This window comes from Massilia luteola, from assembly GCF_034420155.1.
Taxonomy (GTDB): domain Bacteria; phylum Pseudomonadota; class Gammaproteobacteria; order Burkholderiales; family Burkholderiaceae_D; genus Telluria; species Telluria luteola.
In genome coordinates, this window is record NZ_JAXOFN010000018.1 from 129,065 (window position 1) to 145,282 (window position 16,218).

The 16,218-nt window shown below is 61.7% G+C and carries 9 protein-coding genes, 1 tRNA gene and 1 pseudogene; 4 read left to right on the top strand and 7 right to left on the bottom strand.

From position 1 onward, the window contains the following. Window positions 1–78: 78 nt before the first annotated feature. Window positions 79–378, top strand: coding sequence for a type II toxin-antitoxin system Phd/YefM family antitoxin (locus U9J41_RS18615; protein WP_322403660.1), 300 nt, complete (start codon window positions 79–81; stop codon window positions 376–378). Next, window positions 353–610: pseudogene (locus tag U9J41_RS18620) on the top strand (Txe/YoeB family addiction module toxin). The gene U9J41_RS18615 and the pseudogene U9J41_RS18620 overlap by 26 nt, the downstream one beginning before the upstream one ends. A 181-nt stretch (window positions 611–791) precedes the next feature. On the opposite strand, the gene galA reads toward U9J41_RS18620, so the two are convergent. Both galA and U9J41_RS18630 read right to left on the bottom strand, forming a co-directional pair. Further along, entirely contained in the window at window positions 792–3,185 is a 2,394-nt protein-coding gene (gene galA / locus U9J41_RS18625; protein WP_322403661.1) for a beta-galactosidase GalA, read from the bottom strand. A gap of 130 nt (window positions 3,186–3,315) precedes the next feature. Beyond that, window positions 3,316–4,707 carry a family 43 glycosylhydrolase gene (locus U9J41_RS18630; RefSeq protein ID WP_322403662.1) on the bottom strand — a complete coding sequence of 464 codons (1,392 nt, stop codon included), beginning with the start codon at window positions 4,705–4,707 and terminating at the stop codon, window positions 3,316–3,318. A 409-nt stretch (window positions 4,708–5,116) separates the two neighbouring features. Here U9J41_RS18630 and U9J41_RS18635 point away from each other — a divergent pair, with 409 nt between their 5' ends. Then, the gene (locus tag U9J41_RS18635) at window positions 5,117–6,139 is read left to right on the top strand and encodes a LacI family DNA-binding transcriptional regulator (protein WP_322403663.1); all 1,023 of its coding nucleotides are present in this window, start codon (window positions 5,117–5,119) and stop codon (window positions 6,137–6,139) included. 16 nt (window positions 6,140–6,155) lie between these two features. Here U9J41_RS18635 and U9J41_RS18640 read toward each other — a convergent pair whose 3' ends face one another. The 5 genes from U9J41_RS18640 to U9J41_RS18660 all read right to left on the bottom strand — a co-directional run bounded on the left by U9J41_RS18640 (window position 6,156) and on the right by U9J41_RS18660 (window position 12,845). Further along, window positions 6,156–8,780 carry a TonB-dependent receptor gene (locus U9J41_RS18640; protein ID WP_322403664.1) on the bottom strand — a complete coding sequence of 875 codons (2,625 nt, stop codon included), beginning with the start codon at window positions 8,778–8,780 and terminating at the stop codon, window positions 6,156–6,158. 205 nt (window positions 8,781–8,985) lie between these two features. Then, complete coding sequence (locus U9J41_RS18645) at window positions 8,986–9,960, bottom strand: arabinan endo-1,5-alpha-L-arabinosidase (protein WP_322403665.1); 975 nt, start codon at window positions 9,958–9,960, stop codon at window positions 8,986–8,988. A 1,148-nt stretch (window positions 9,961–11,108) separates the two neighbouring features. After that, entirely contained in the window at window positions 11,109–11,720 is a 612-nt protein-coding gene (locus U9J41_RS18650; RefSeq protein ID WP_322403666.1) for an RES family NAD+ phosphorylase, read from the bottom strand. Then, window positions 11,710–12,426 carry a MarR family transcriptional regulator gene (locus U9J41_RS18655; protein WP_322403667.1) on the bottom strand — a complete coding sequence of 239 codons (717 nt, stop codon included), beginning with the start codon at window positions 12,424–12,426 and terminating at the stop codon, window positions 11,710–11,712. The genes U9J41_RS18650 and U9J41_RS18655 overlap by 11 nt, the downstream gene beginning before the upstream one ends. Window positions 12,427–12,754: 328 nt before the next feature. Further along, window positions 12,755–12,845 (bottom strand) — tRNA-Ser (locus U9J41_RS18660). Window positions 12,846–13,090: 245 nt separating this feature from the next. Here U9J41_RS18660 and U9J41_RS18665 point away from each other — a divergent pair. Next, complete coding sequence (locus U9J41_RS18665; protein WP_322403668.1) at window positions 13,091–15,787, top strand: polysaccharide deacetylase family protein; 2,697 nt, start codon at window positions 13,091–13,093, stop codon at window positions 15,785–15,787. Window positions 15,788–16,218: the final 431 nt, after the last annotated feature.

Here is a 16,218-nt window from a genome sequence, read left to right on the forward strand (position 1 = left end):
AGACTACAAAAGCAACAATGTGTCTCTCTACAGTATTGTATAAAAATAATAATCAATCCGGCCAAGCGGCGTAAAGAAATGCGAATCGTCAACTTTTCCGATGCGCGCAACAGTCTGCGGACTGTTATCGACCAAGTGGTTGACGATGCTGACGTCACCGTCATCTCGCGCCGCGATGCACCTGATGCGGTCGTTATGTCCTTCGATTACGACAGCAGCCTCATGGAGACTGCGCACCTGTTGAGCTCGCCTGCCAACGCGGCTCGCTTGGCCCAATTCATTGCCCAGGCACGTTCCGGTCAAGCGCAGCATCGGGAGTTAATGGAAACCCCTGAAGCTGAGGATCAGCAGCATGCTCGACCTGACGTTCACCCCTGAGTCTTGGGAAACCTACGTTGACTGGCAAACGCAAGATAAAAAGGCGCTCAAACGCATCGATGACCTGATCAAGGATGCATAGAGACGCCCTTTCGAGGGAATCGGCAAGCCGGAGGCCTTGCGATACAGCCTGAGCGGCTTCCGGTCGCGCAGGATCGATGAAGCAAACCGTCTCGTCTACGAAGTGCGCGAGAACGAGTTGGCGATCATCTCCTGCCGCTATCACTACTGATGGACTGGGGAGCGGAAATGCTCCCTTTTTTTATTCCAATTATCAACAGGTGGCACTGCGCGCCTTGCCGAGCCGCCTCGTTACCACGGGCGACACTGCATCCCTCGTGAGGCGGCGCCAGCAAGGCGCCGGCAGCGGCGCGGTCATCCGGGCAACTGCCGTCGAATTGCGCAATCCAGCGCTACGGCTTGTCGTCGACCGGCGGGGCCGCCGCAGGCACGTACGCGACCGGCGCGACGGCCCTGACCGGAATCGTCAGGTGCGCGGCCCGCAACCCGGAAGCGCTGGCGTCGACTTCGATCGAACCGCTACTGTTCCAGTTGCTCTGCACGAGCAACTGGGCCAGGCCGTTGAACAGTTTGCGCGTACTGCCTTTCTCGTCTTCGTGTGAATTCGGATCGCCATTGCCATTGCCAATCGACTGGCCGGCGCCAGCGATGGCAAACCGCACTTCGTCCTGCGCGAGCGGAACCGCCCTGCCCTGTGCATCGAGCGCGCGGACGGTGATCGGCATGGCGTCGCGCCCGTCGCCATCGAGGGCGGCCCGATCCGGCACCAATTCCAGCGCGACGGCCGGGCCGGTGGTCTCGACCCGCGCGCGCGCGACTTCCTTGCCGCCCGTGTAGGCGATTGCTTCCAGCGCGCCTGGCGCATAAGCGACCTTGAAGTCGTTCATCCGGTAATGGTCGACCTTCTGCTCGCCGATTTCCTGACCGTTCAGCAGGAGCTTGACGCGTTCGGCGTTGGACATCACCCTGACGACAATCGGCTGGCCCTCCTTGCCGGCCCAGTTCCAGTGCGGCGCGATGTAGACGAGCGGACGATCCTTGATCCACTGGACCTGGTGCATGTAGTACGCCGTCTTCGGAAAACCGTTCAAGTCCATGATGCCGAAGAACGAACTGACCGAGGGCCACGATGCGTAGGGCCAGGACTCGCCGTGATAGTCGAAGCCCGTCCAGACGAAGCCGCCGGCGACGAAATCACGCGTGCCGATCGCTTGCCAGGCATCGCGATGGGTATTGCCCCAGGCCGGCGCCTCGGTGTCGTAGCTGGTTTCGATATGACGCGCCTTGTCGGTCGCGAATTCGCCGCGTGTCATGAATGCGGACGTATCTTCCGAACTCGTAAAAGGCTTGTCGGGACGGGCCGCATGGAACTTGTCGTACTCGGGAATCTGATAATTGGCACCGACCACGTCCACCGCATGCGACACGTTCAGTGGCGTCAGCAGACCGTTGCTCATGGCCGCAGTGGTTGGCCGCGTCCCGTCGAGTGCCTTGGCAACGGCCACCATGCGCCGCGCCATTTCGTAGCCGGCCTCCGTGGCCTGCACCGGCTCCTCGTTGAACACCGACCACAGGATGATCGACGGGTGGTGGCGGTCGCGCTTGAGCATCCACTCGAACTGCTTCATGTAATCCGGCGACGGATTGAAATTGCGGTTCTCCGCCATCACCAGGAAGCCCATGCGGTCGGCCATGTCCAGCACCTCGGACGCGATCGCATTGTGCGAAAAGCGGATCGCATTGACGCCGAGCTCCTTCAGGCGGCGCAGGCGATATTCCCAGATCGCATTCGGCACGGCGACACCGACGCCGGCATGGTCCTGATGCAGGCACACGCCCTGCAGCTTGACGTGCGTGCCGTTCAGGAAGAAGCCTTTCGCGGCGTCGAAGCGCAGCGTGCGAAAGCCAGTATCGAGCGCAAGCCGGTCCACGACCTTGCCGTCGCGCCGCACGGTCGTGGTGACGCGGTAGAGCGTGGTCCGGTCGAGCGACCACAGCATCGGATCGCGTATCGTCATGGGCAGCGGCGCGGTCACCTGCGTCAGCACCGGCACGTCCACCGACGCGCGGCGGCGGGCCACCTGCTTGCCATCCGGGCCGGTCACCACCATCTCGACCTCGACGTGCGCGTCCTGCTTGCCGTCGTTGTCGAGCGTGACGGTGGCCGGGATTTCCCAGGCGCCGCCAGCGGTCTTGCGCGGCGTGACGCGCACCCCGTCGGGCACCACGTGCACGGCATCGGTCTTGACCAGCCAGGTGTGCCGGTACATGCCGGCCCCCTCGTACCACCAGCCTTCCATCGCATTCGCATCGACGCGGACCGCGACGACGTTGGCGTGCTTGTCGCCATAATGCAGGTACGGCGTAATGTCGATGCGCACCTCGTTATAGCCCGACCAGTTATGGTTGACGAGGTTCCCGTTCACCCACACCGTCGCATGCGTGGCGATGGCGCCGAATTCGAGTTCGACGTGCCGGCCACGATCGCTTTCGGGCAGCGCGATATAGCGCCGGTACCAGCCGATGCCGCGCGGGCGAAAGCCCTGGGCCATATTCGCTTTCGGGTCGAATGGCTGTTCGACCTGCCAGTCGTGCGGCAGGTCGAGCTTGCGCCAGGCGGTGTCATCGAATTTCACGGCTGCCGCACCCGACGCCATGCCGGCCTTGGTGGCGTAATAGGTTTCATCCTGCGTGGCGGGCACGTGGAATGGTACGTCCCCAAGGTGAAACAGCCAGCCGCGATCGAGCGACAGCCGTTCGCGCCCGGCCTCGGCGTGCGCCGACATGGCGAACACCCCGCCGAGCATCGCGAACAAAACATGGCGGACCAATATCCGCCAACCAGGAAAAGCAGACTTGTGCAGCTTCATTGCGTCGTTCCTATGCAAGTAAAAAATCTGCGTATCGAATCAGGCATCAATACACATAGGGCCAGCCATCCGCCGTAAAGCCGATGCGGTTGACGCCCAGCGTCGGATTGCCGTTGTTATTGGCATCGTAGTAGTGGTACACCATCAGGGGGCCGTCGCTGTCGGTCATCAGGCTCTGGCCACCGGGCCCCTTGATGTTGCCGTGCGCGCCCAGGACGATCGTGCCGCCGCCGTTCAGCAGATTGACACCGCCGCGGTCCAGGTAGGGGCCGGTCACCGAGCTCGAACGGCCGACGATGATGCGATAAGTGCTGTTCGCGCCGCTGCAGCAATTATTGATGGACGCGAAGAGGTAGTAATACCCGTTGTAATAGTAGAGATACGAACCTTCCAGTCCCTTCGGACGCTGGGCCAGGTGGTAGTTCGTCGTATTCGCCGTCGATTGCTTGCCGGTGGCCGGATCCAGCTTGATCAGGTAAATGCCGTTCCACCACGATCCGTAGGACATCCACCAGCCGCCCGCCTGGTCCTGGATGATGCTCGGGTCAATGGCGTTGTAGGGCGTCGATGCGCTCGACGTGACCACGGTCCCCAGGTCCGTCCACGCCGTGCTGTTCGGCATGGACGCGCTGGCGACGCCGATGGCCGAGGTCTGCGATCCGTAGCTGGATGCGGAATAGTATTGGTAGTACGTGTTGTTCATCCGCGCCAGATTCGGCGCCCACAGCGTGCCGCCCTTGGTATAGGTGCCGGTCCACGCGGGTATCGGCGCCAGCGCACTGCCGGCATTCGTGAAATTGATCCGGTCGCCCGACGACGCCAGCGTATTGTTGGTGCCGTACAGCCAGTAGGTCCCGCCGCCGTCGCGCAGCATGAACGGATCGTGCACGCCTGTCCCGTTGCCGCTCACGGCGCCAGGCGCCGGATACGGATCGGTGCCGGTGCTCACCAGTTGCCATTCCTGGCACAGGCAACCGGACGCGCTCCATTGGTCGATGATGGCGCCCGTCGACGTGTTCCCCTGGTAGACGTCGAGATACAAGCCACTGTTGACGTTCTTGATCAGATAATTGCCGTCGGACGCCTGGGCGACCGTCCACAGGTGATCCGCCGTGCCGTTATCGGCCCATTGGACGATTTGCGCGCCGGCCGACTTCGATCCGCTCGACACGCCCAGCAGCTGGTGGGTCGCGAGGTTTTCGATGTTGTACTGGCCGCTGCCCATCGACATGAAATGCCACAACTGCTCGCTGCCGCCGGTGTCGCTCCATTGAATCACGTTGGTTCCCGCGGCCTGGCTGGCGCCGGGAATCGCGAGCACCAATCCGCTGTTGGCGTTCTTGATCTTGAACTGCACCCCGTCGCTGACGGCCACCTGCGCGCGCGCCTGCGTCGCCAATGCCGCCAGTAATACCAGTCCAACTGCACATGTTTTCATGAACATCTCCTGTGAGTGTCGGCGCAATCTAGAGCGAGGAAAAAGCAACCCAGTCGCTTTTCGCGCTCTGCGAAACCGCTTTTGCGATGCCGACGTGTAACCGTCCAAAAGCGGGAAAAACCTACGTTCAGCACATTCGCCCCCCAACAAAAAAGTGGCAGCCGAGGCTGCCACAAAAGGCCACGCCGGGCCTAGGAGACGAAACGATTCATATGCCGCGCCGAGCGTGTGGCAGCGCCGGCGCGTCCCGGCTTCCGGCGCTGGCAAACAGGGAGGAATGAAGTGGCATGGTCAATAGTGCGTAGATGCTTTAACGTTAAACCAAATGTTTGACAATATTAGTTGAACGTAAAACTAATTTCAAGGAAAATCCCGGCATCCATTCACATGCAAGGCTTCGAATCCACCCATGGCAACCATCAAGGAAGTAGCGGCCCATGCCGGCGTCACGCCGACCACCGTGACCAACGTTCTCCGCGGACGCGGCAGGACGGGCGACTCGACCCGGCAGCGCGTGCTCGACGCCGTCGCGCATCTGGGCTACCGCCCCAACCTCGCGGCGCGTGCGCTGGTCGAGCGCAAGGCCCCCACCTTCGCCCTGGTGCTCACCTGCATCACGAATCCCTTCTATTCGGAGTTGATGCTGTACGTGGACCAGGCCGCCCGCAAGCACCAGCGCTATCTCATCGTTTGCAATACCGACTACGAAGCGGAAAAGGAAACCCGCTTCCTCGACGAAGTGGCCGGCTCGCTGTCCGACGGCGTCATCGTCGCCAACAATCCGGGCCTGAACATCGCGCATCTCAAGCAGATCGTCGCGCAGGGCACACCCGTCGTCCTCAACCTGTGGGAAGACCCGGACACGCATCCGGGACTCCCCTGTCTCGCCTTCGACGGCCGCGAGGCGGGACGGATGGCGACCAACCATCTGGTCGAACTGGGCCACCGCAAGATCGGCGCGGTCATCGCCAGCCCGAAGGACGGCATGCACAACCTGCGCTACCTGGGCTTCCGCGACGTCATGCGCAAGGCCCGCCTGGCCTGCCCTGCTGCGGCGGTACGTTTTTGCGCGGACACGTTCGAAGGCGGAAAAGCGGCGGCGCTCGACCTGCTGTCCGCCATGCCGGACCTGACGGCGATCTTCGTCTCGAACGACCTCGCCGCACTGGGCGTCCTCGAAGCCGCCGCCCACCTGGGCCGTCCGGTCCCCGCCACAATGTCGGTGGTCAGCATCACCAACATCATCGTGTCGAGCCAGTCGCGCCCGGCGCTGACGACGGTCGCCATCCCCACTGCCGCGATGGCCGCGCGCGGCGTGGAGCTGCTGATGGAAATCCAGGAGCGCAAGCACGACGCGCCGCCGATGGAGTGCATTCCCGGCCTGGAACTGATCGTCCGGGAATCGACGGCGGCGCCGCGCCTGGGCGCGTGAGACATCGACCGGGCCGTCAGTTCTTCCAGTTCAGCGCCAGCCCGACCGTACGGTCATAGCGGCGGGTATCGCGTGGATACAGCCGCTGATCGGTCCAGTAGTCGACATACTGGAAGTTGAGCAGGTTGGTGCCGGTAAGGGTCAGCGACAGGTTCGGCGTGAACTTGTAGCTCAGTGAACCATCCAGCGTGGACATCGGCGCGGCGATCAAATCGCGCGCCGGCGCGCTGCCCGAATTGCTCGGGTGATCGCCGTAGACCTCCACGAATTTCGAGCGCCAGTTATAGGCGAGGCGCGCCGATACGCCGGCCCTTTCATACAGCGCGACCAGGTTGTACGAATTCTTCGACATGCCGCTGAACGGCTTGCCCTGCAATCCCGGCACGATGGACGACGTCAGGCCGCCTTCCATATAACTGACATTCGCCTCCACGCCGAAGCCGCCCAGCCAGCCCGGCAGCCTGTCGTAGAACTGGCGGTACGACATTTCCAGGCCTTGCAGATGGCCTTTGTCGGTATTGAACGGACGGCTGGTGTCGTACTTGATACCCTGGAACATTTCGGGCACCGATTTGTTGATGATGTAGCCGTCGAAGTTATGCCGGAACACCGTCGCGCTCAGCATGCCGGTCGGTGCGAAATACCATTCCAGCGCCGTATCCAGGTTCTGGCCGGTGAACGGCTTCAGGTTCGGATTGCCGCCATTGGCCGTCGCCTGCACGGTCGTGCCGTTCGCCGCGACGTAGGCCGTACCGGGATTGAGCTGTGCAAAATCCGGACGCGTCAGGGTCTTCGCGTAGGCGACGCGCGCAATCACGTCATGCGTCAGCCTGGCCTTGAAGTTCGCACTCGGCAGCACGTCGGTGCCGCTCGCGCTGACCGGCGTCTCGACGTACTGGCCGTTGACCTGGCTCTTGCCGATCAGGTCGGAATCGGTCCGCGTCACGCGCACGCCCAGCAGACCATCGACGGGAATGGTGCCGACATCGAAGCCGATCTTGCTCGACACATACATCGACATATTCTTTTCGACGTCCTTGAAGAACGAACCCGGATCGAGTCCCTTGGCGGCCGGGTTGCCCGTCACGGCCTGGCGCACCGTCGCGGTATCGTCCAGCAAGTAGCTGGCGCATGGCGTGTACCAGTTCTGCGTGCCGTAATCGCGCGACATCGTCGGCGCGTTGCAGGTCATGCCCGGCAGCGTCGATGCCTTGACGTTATTCGGCGCGGAAATGCTGCCCTCGAACGACTTGATCGACTCCGCCGTGCGGTGGTTGGCGCGCACGCCGGCCAGGAATTCCTTGAACAAGCCGTCGTTCTCGGGGGTAAAGCTGGCGTCCGAGCGGAAGTCGGTCGCCCCCCCCTTGTCGTTGCCGTAACGGTCGAACAGCTGCAACAGGTTGATATTGGCCGCATTGCCGATATCGAAGCCGTCGTATTTCACGTACGCGCCGCCGTCGACATTGGTCTTGCCGTATGCGTTCGGAACGTTGGTGATCACGTCCAGGATCGGATTGCGCCAGACGTATTTCGAGTCGGTATGCGCCAGTTCGGAGGTCAGGCGCAAGCCGGGCGTGACCCGCCACTTCGCGCCAAGGGCGATCTGGGACGTCTTGTTGTCCGCGTGGCGCGCCTGCGTCGACAGGATCGTGTTGGCGTTCTGCGACGTCACCGTATCGACTTCCTTGGTGCCGGGAATCATGGTGGCGCTGCTGCTGCTCGCCCAGAAGGGAAAGCCCACCAGCAGGTCGGTCTGGTCGTTACCCTGGAAATGGGAAGCCAGGCCTTCGGCGTAGAATTCCAGGTCGGCGTTGGGTTTGTACTGCGCGGCGAAATTGGCGGCCGTGCGTTTGCGCTTGCCGTAAATCGTCTGCAGGCCCAGCACGTCCGGACCGGTCGCGCCCGCCCCGAGCCAATCCTTCGAGATCGGGAAAGACTGGAAGCTGCGCTCTTCCCAGTAATCGCTCTTCACGTACGACACGCCGACCAGTGCGCCGAACTCGCCGGCATTCGTCTTCCAGCGATTCGAGAACAGGGCGCTCGCTTCCGGGTTGGTGCGGTGCGCCTTGTCCAGGTGCCGCGCGCCCGCGTTCACGCTGACGGTGGCGCCCTTGAAGTCGAACGGGCGATTGGTGCGCACGTCGATCACGCCGGCGATACCGCCTTCGAGCAATTCGGCGCTCTGCGATTTGTACACATCCACGCGCTGCAGCATCGTCGATGGAATGTCCGCCAACTGGATATAGCGGCCCGTCGTCGTGAACATTTCACGGCCGTTGAGCAGCGTCGAAATCCCCGGCAGGCCGCGGATCAGCACCGAATTGGCTTCGCCGGCGTCGCGCCGTACCTGGATGCCGGTGACGCGCGCCAGCGTCTCGGCCACGTTCGTATCCGGGAATTTGCCGATATCGTCCGCGACGATCGAATCGACGACGTTGTCGGCATCCTGCTTGATTTTCTGCGCCGTCTGCGCGGCCCGGCGCACGCCGGTGACCACCACGACGGTGTTCCCGTCCGCTTCTGGCGTACCGGCCGGCGCGGCGTCCTGTGACCACGCCGGGGCGATGCCCAGGACGCCGGCCGACGCGAGTGCAGCCACCGTCACCTTGAGCGCGAATGGCGCCGTTGTGTTTCTTTTCATTTATATCTCCTCAAGATTTTTACTGTTATTGATCAAACCTGGACAATCGCGCAGCTTGGTTTATCGTTAAACCAAATGACGCAAAAAAATCGGACGTCGCATGTCCGGTCGGAACGAATTTTAGTTTAACGTAAAACCAATGCGCAAGAAAAATCGCGGCGCCGTCAACCTGCCGTGGTTTTTTGGCACCGGCGTTTGATCCTGCTCACTTGCCCGCGAAGACTTTCTGCTCGAACGGCTCCATCTGGAATTTGGTCTTCGTCGGCGTGACGGTCGGCCAGCCATCGGCGTCCATGTAGAGCGGCTTGATGTTGAGTACCGAGTTGTAATCGAACGCCTTGGTATAGGCGTGATAGACCAGGTAGGTGGTGTCGCCTTCCGAGTAGATGCCGTTATGCCCGCGACCGGGTTCGTTGTCGTCGCCCGCCAGCAGCAGCGAATACTTGTCGTCGACCCAACTGCCGCCATCCTTGGCCAGATAGGGCCCGGTGATCGTCCTGGAGCGGCCCATCACGATCTGGTAGGTGCTCTTCGCGCCGCTGCAGCAGATGCCGCGCGAGGCAAAGATGTAGTAGTACTGCGGATCCTTGATCAGGAACACGCCTTCGCCGAGGGACTTCGTGAGGACCGTCGGCGTGGGCGTGTCGGACGGCAGCTTGCCGGTTTTACGATCGAGTTCGACCATCCGCAAGCCGGCCTTGAAGGAACCGTACAACAGGTACGCCCTGCCGTCCTTGTCGATGAATGCGTTCGGGTCGATGACGTTGACGCCCTCGCCGCCATTTTTGTACGAAATGACCTGGCCCTGGTCTTCCCATTTATAGGCCGGGTCTGCCGGATCCAGCGTGGTATTGGTGGCGAGGCCAATGCTGGAATTAAAGTTCATCCAGGCCGATACGGCGTAGTACATCCAGTACTTGCCGTCGTGCCAGGAGATATCGGGGGCCCAGATCTGGGCCCCCTGCGGGATATCCTTGCTCCACCAGTCGAGCTCGAATCCCTTCGGGAAGACGGCGCCGGCATTCGTCCAGGTGATCATATCTTTCGAGGTTTTGATACCGGTGAACGTGCCGAACACGTAATAGGTATCGCCGCCCTTGATCATGACTGGATCGTGCACGCCGAGCGCACCTTTGAGGCCCCCGCTTTCGATGTAGTCCGGCAGTGGTTTATCGGCCACGACAGGGGTGGCATCGGCCGTCGGTAGGGACACAGCGCCGCTTGTGTTGCCACCGCAAGCGGCAAGCAAAAATAGGGGGAACAAGCGTATCGTCAAACGGAGGGGGTGGGAGGAATTTTTCTTCATTCGGGTGGATCTTTCTCGAGCGTGGGGAGGCGAAGACAGCAAGCCTGGCCGGGTCGCCGCAGGTTTAACGTTAAATCAAATGGGAAGTTTAACCTAAAACTCCGTTCAAGAACATCCTGCGATCGACATGAAATAAAGGCGTGGCACGGTTGTCCGGGCATCGAAAAGCGCGCGGCCCGGACGGGGCACGCAAATGAAAAAGGCCGCATCGGGGCGGCCTTCGTAGAATCTGGAGAGGGGGATTCGAATCCCGATAGGCTATGAACCTAGTGAGCTGGGGAGCGCAGGGGCGCAGCCGGGACCGCTCCGTAGGGAAGGCGCTCAGCTTTGCTCCCGCTGAGCCCGCTGAATCCCCTCAATAAACCCACGAATAAACCCAAGCAGCCTCATCACTTGCACCGTCAGACTGACGTAAAGGCACGCGATCTTGCCAAGCTCGACCGGTTGGATGCGCAGCCGATTCCAGCCGGTCGAACCAGCATAACATGTTGTCGAGCTGCAAAGTTCACGGACCGCCACGGCAGGCTGCTGTCGACCCAAAGCGGACCTAGGGAAGCTTATTGAGAAACGTTCTTTTGCCGATGCTTAAGAAGCATCACCCAGCCGGCAGTGAAGAGCATCGCAGTTACGAGGCTTAGAACCCAGTGGTAGCTAGCCCCATCGCCGCGAGTGTGAACATAGGCTACGTTCCCTACAATTCCTCCGAGCGCTGCGAGGACGAAAACGCGCAAAATTTCTCTCATACAAACTTTCACTATGCAACGTCGAAAAGCTAAGGACCGCTTTTGGCCGAACTCGGAAGTTCGCCAAAGCTCAGTGTACGGCCCTTGTTGCTCTGAAGGCAAGTAGGAGGTTTTGTTAGAGACACGTCGCAGACTCACTATGCGAGATGACCCTCGGGCGCGGCTCGAACTGAGCCTCTACCGGTCGATCTGGCCCTGCTCGGACCACACAGCGGCCCATGGGGCTTGACCGGGGCTTGGCGGCAAGGAGGACGCGTCGCCGGACGGTTGACATCTCGATTATGTGAACTGGATGCCGAAGCGCGTCACTGCCGCCTTGAAGCCGATTGCATTTGCCAGCGGGGAGTAGGACTCAAGCCGGATTTTGCTCTTTGCACGGTCGAACAGGGCGACAGCACGCTTGGTATTAAGATGACGCGACATGTAAAGAAACCCGTCGTAGCCCGCTGGGTTGTCATGCACGGCGCGCGCCCATTGCTGGGTAAGACCGTAATCCGTTGTTCCCGCGAGGTCGGCATTTCCTCCTAACCGCTTCAGCAATGGACCTGTGAGGTCGAGCAAGTGAAGTGGCTTGCCACCAAAGTACAGGGCAAAACGGCCATCGATCTGCGCTCGGGTGATGGTGAACGCACCATTGACTGGTATCTCGTCATGTAGGATCGATTCGGCCATCGCGAGCTCGAGACTGGTGCCCAAGTAGCACACGCCGAACTCGGGCGTCCCAGTAACGGCCCCCGGCGCGTCGAAACGATTGTTCCCCGACTTGCCGAAATAAGGTTCGCCCGTGTGATAAGCCGAGATGCGGACTAGACGCGTTGGTGAAACGTATTTTTTCGGAAATTTATCGGTCGCCAAGGCGTCCGATGGCAGCTTTAGCGGCTCAACGGCCAAGATTGCGCTCCTTGAACTCGGCCGCACTACGCACCACCTGTTCAACGTTGCCAGCCTCCAGTGCGGCGACCGGCGTCTGGCCATCGAGCGAGTGCTTGGGTGTAGTGAAGAACTGCCACTTCGCTGCGCCAGACAAGTCTGCGAGTGCAACGGAGACACGCTCGATGTCACGGCGGAGGCCCTGACCGGTCGCGAAGAAGTCCGGATACCATTGCGCGCCAGATGGGCCGTCGACCCAGAACATCCGGTTATCCTTGACCGCCTTACTTACGGCCTGCCGGCTGATACCGAGACGCTCGCATAGCTGCGCCGATGTCAGTAATAGGCCTTTCTCGTGCAGTTCCTGGCGCCGCGCCATCGCGCCGACGTCCATCTTCGCCAGGAGTGCTGCGTTCTCTTCACCGATGCGCTTGGTCACCCGCGACTTGACCGCCTGTGTCCCGTCAACCTGAGTAGGACGCTTGATCAGCCGTTGCAACAGGCGTCGCAACTGGTCGTCTGGCACGGCCGAAACATGCTCAGCCGCACCTTTCCGGCGCTGTTGTGGCGGGACGACTTTGACGATCAGGTAGCCGTCCCCGAGATCGCTTACCTGCTCTACCGAGCCGGGCATGAACGCCGATGGCGCCCCACCACTGGCAAGACCGGTCGCACGGCGAGACTTGGCTGGTGCAGCGGGCGCGCGCTTATGGATACTGGTTGACATGGTTGACACTCCTTTTCAGCCGAGTGTACCGGATTACTGTTTGATGTCAACCGCGTCAACTAACCGTCCACAGTCGCCCGACACACGGCCCGATGAGATAGGGGATCCATCCGGCTGTCTTAAGTACAGCTATCAGGTCGCGAATGACATCCTAACGGGGCGAGTGTCGGCACCAATCAGTACGTTAAGCCCAAGTCTTGGGGAGTGCTAATCTGCACCGAGTCGAGCTTGGGTACTGTTGTGTGTTTAGACGGCGCCGGCTTCACGCTTAGAACTCTGATAACCCTTGACAGGTATCAGCATGGCGCAGCGCTGCCACTGGGAAGCTTGGCGGAGAGAGGGGGATTCGAACCCCCGATAGGCTATGAACCTATACACGCTTTCCAGGCGTGCGACTTAAACCACTCATCCATCTCTCCTGATGGGTTCACGAGCCAGCTGCTCGCGAAGCCGCCTATTATAGCAAGGATTCTCGGCAGTACAAGAGTGTCATGCACCCGGCATCGCCCCACCGCGCCGCATCGTACAACTGTCGCTGGCCGCCAACCCCGCCCGCCTACACCGGCCGGAGTCTCTTTGCGTCACCACAAAGGTTAAGTTTTCGTCGGCAAAAGTCACGCGGATGATGCTATTGTTGCCACGATAAAACTTTTTCAACACTGCCGTGAAACGTAAATCCCTCTATCTCGTCATCTTCGCCGTCGCCGCGGCCGGTGCCGCCAGTGGCACCTATCTGGCCAACCGCAAACCGACGCCCCAGGCGCAACAGCCGCAACAGCCGCAAGGCCAATCCAAGGAAGCGGCCGCCATCGCCGCCGACCTCAAGGAGGTGCTGGCCGCCTACCGCAAGATGGTCGTGCTGACCCAGGATGAAGCCGGCCTCTCGACAGCCGGCCAGGAAGAGGTCAACCGAGTCGGCCAGCAGCTGTTCCACGACAACCAGGAGCGCATCGCGAAGGTCGACGATGCGCTGGCGGGCCTCGTCGGGTCGCAGAATCCGCGCCGTTTCGAGGCGATCGGCAACCTGCTCGATTACGTCGAGTCGAACGAAGGGCTGTACGACGCGGACCGCCTCGCCTTCCAGGAGCTGATGCAGTCGCTGCTCGATCACGTGGCGAAGGACTCGTCGCTGCCGGCGATCAAGCTGCACAAGCGGATCTCGGAAGACCTCGACGCGCTGGCGGAAATCGAGCGCACCTACGAAAAGGAGATCCGCGCCGTGTTCGGGCGCTTCGAGTCGCGTTCCATCGTGCTCAAGCGCGAGAAGTGGGACAGCTACGTCGCCTACCTCAAGACGATCTACCAGCGCGACCGCATCCTCAAGGATTACGGCGTCGTGCTGCCCTATCCTGCCAAACCGGAGCCGCAGGAACAGGATAAAGCGCCGGCCGCGCACAAGGACGAAGACGAGATCTTCGGCAAGGGCCTGCCGAAGAAAACGATCGTGCTGACCTTCGACGACGGTCCGCACCGCCGCTACAGCGAAGAAATCGCCGCGATCCTCAAGCAGTACGATGCGCCGGCCGTGTTCTTCAGCGTCGGACGCAACCTCGGCACGCTCGATGCGCACGGCGTCGCGCGCCTGAACGCGGGCGCGGAAGTCAGCCGCAAGCTCAAGGCCGCCGGCTATGTGCTGGCCAACCACAGCTTCTCGCACGCGCAGTTGTCGAAGGAGAGCGGGGACAGCCTCAAGGCCGAGATCTTCAATACGGACGCGCTGCTGAAGGCCGTCGATCCGCAACGCTCCGCGCTGTTCCGCTTTCCCTACGGCGCGCACAACAAGGAAGGCATGCACCTGCTGGCCGATGCGCACCTGAAGTCCGTCATGTGGAACATCGACTCGCTGGACTGGGCCGATCCGGTGCCCTCCTCCATCGCCGAGCGCGTGCTGCGCGCGGTCGACAAGGAAGGCCGCGGCATCATCCTGTTCCACGACATCCACGAGCGCACCGTGAAGGCGCTGCCGGCGATCCTCGACCGTCTCGTCGCCGAGGGCTACCAGTTTGCCGGCTGGGACGGCACGGCCTTCCGCGTGGCCGGCGGCGCCAATGCCGCGCCGGCGCCCGTCGCGCGCGCGGCCGCGACGGGATATGCGAGTTCGTGGGCGATCGTCGTCGGCGTCGACGGGTATCCGAAATGGCCGCACCTGCAATACGCCGTGCGCGACGCGGAAGGCGTGGGCCAGACGCTCGTGCAGAAGTTCGGTTTCGCATCCGACCACGTGATCACGCTGAAGAACGAACAGGCCACGCGCCACGGCATCCTCGCGGCATTCCACGACCTCGCCGGCCATGGTCGGACGGACGGCCTGCAGCCCAACGACCGCGTGTTCGTGTTCTTCGCGGGCCATGGCGCGACGCGCAAGCTGAGTTCCGGCCGCGATCTCGGCTACATCGTTCCGTACGACGCCGATCCTGAGAACCTGGCCAGCGACGCCATCCCGATGACGGAAATCCAGAACATCGCCGAGAGCCTGCTCGCGAAGCACGTGCTGTTCGTGATGGACGCGTGCTACAGCGGCCTCGGTCTGACGCGCGGCGGCGCCAACGCGGCCTTCCTGCGCGATAACGCGAAGCGGCTCGGGCGCCAGATGCTGACGGCGGGCGGCACCGACCAGATGGTGTCCGACGGCGGTCCGAACGGCCATTCCGTGTTCACGTGGACGCTGCTGCAGGGCCTCGGCGGCAAGGCCGATCTGAACGGCGACGGCCTGATCACCGCGACGGAACTGGCGGCGTACGTGGCGCCGGCGGTGGCCAGCGTGTCGCAGCAGACGCCCGCCTTCGGCAGCCTGCCGGGTTCCGAGGGCGGCGACTTCGTGTTCGAACTGCCCGAGGAAAGCGAGTTCCTGAATACGAACACGGCGCAGCTGTCGAACGATGCCATCGCGCTCAATACGAAGCTGGAAGCGAAGGCGTCGGCGCCGTCCGCGCCCGTCGTCGTGAAGGACTTGCAGGGCGGCGAACAGACGATCAAGGCGCCAGCCGCGGTCCCGGTCTCGAGCCGCCAGCAGGCGCAGCGCGCCAACGACCACGGCCTGCAGCTGTACAAGGAAAAGCAGTACGCGCAGGCCGAGACGCAGTTCACGGAAGCGCTGAAACTGCGGCCGAACTTCCCCCTGGCCGCCAACAATCTCGGCTTCGTGTTCTACAAGCAGGACAAGTTCGCGGAAGCGGCGCGCTGGTTCGAGAACGCGATCAGGATGGACCCGTCACGCGCGATCGCGTACATGAACCTGGGCGACGCGTATGCGCGCGCGGGGGACGGCGGCAAGGCGAAGATGGCGTACAAGACCTACCTCGAGCTGGCGCCGAACGGGTCGGGTGCCGGGTACGCGAAGCAGCAGCTAGAAAAATTGTAGGGTGGGCTCCCCGAGCCCACGCGGTGACAGCCGCCATCAAACAGGCCGCGTTCGCACCGACGTCCGTTGAACGCGTGGGCACAGGGTGCCCACCCTTGTATCTTGATAGAGTTGATGGTTAGCTACCATCAACTGAGGTGAAGACCAGCTTGTGCCCACCCTTAAGGCATCGACCTTCGAGTGTAGATTAAGCCCTTCACCTCTCCCACCCCATTGCTGAACACTGGACGGTATCCGAGGGCGCTGACCCTGCATGTACAAGGCGAGTGTGGAGTGGATTAGGGAAATCAATAACACGAGGAAGAGTAATGTTTTATCTTGGCGTAGACGTTTCGAAGAAAAAACTGGACTGCATGCTGCTCAACAGTACGAACGACAAGTTGAAGTCCAAATCGTTATCGAATACGAAGGCTGGCATCGAAGAACTGATC

Bases quoted from the DNA above. Each gene is read 5' to 3' on its own strand.
- U9J41_RS18615 (WP_322403660.1), top strand. From the start codon at position 79: ATGCGAATCGTCAACTTTTCCGATGCGCGCAACAGTCTGCGGACTGTT.
- galA (WP_322403661.1), bottom strand. From the start codon at position 3,185: ATGTCGGCGCACGCCGAGGCCGGGCGCGAACGGCTGTCGCTCGATCGC.
- U9J41_RS18630 (WP_322403662.1), bottom strand. From the start codon at position 4,707: ATGAAAACATGTGCAGTTGGACTGGTATTACTGGCGGCATTGGCGACG.
- U9J41_RS18635 (WP_322403663.1), top strand. From the start codon at position 5,117: ATGGCAACCATCAAGGAAGTAGCGGCCCATGCCGGCGTCACGCCGACC.
- U9J41_RS18640 (WP_322403664.1), bottom strand. From the start codon at position 8,780: ATGAAAAGAAACACAACGGCGCCATTCGCGCTCAAGGTGACGGTGGCT.
- U9J41_RS18655 (WP_322403667.1), bottom strand. From the start codon at position 12,426: ATGTCAACCAGTATCCATAAGCGCGCGCCCGCTGCACCAGCCAAGTCT.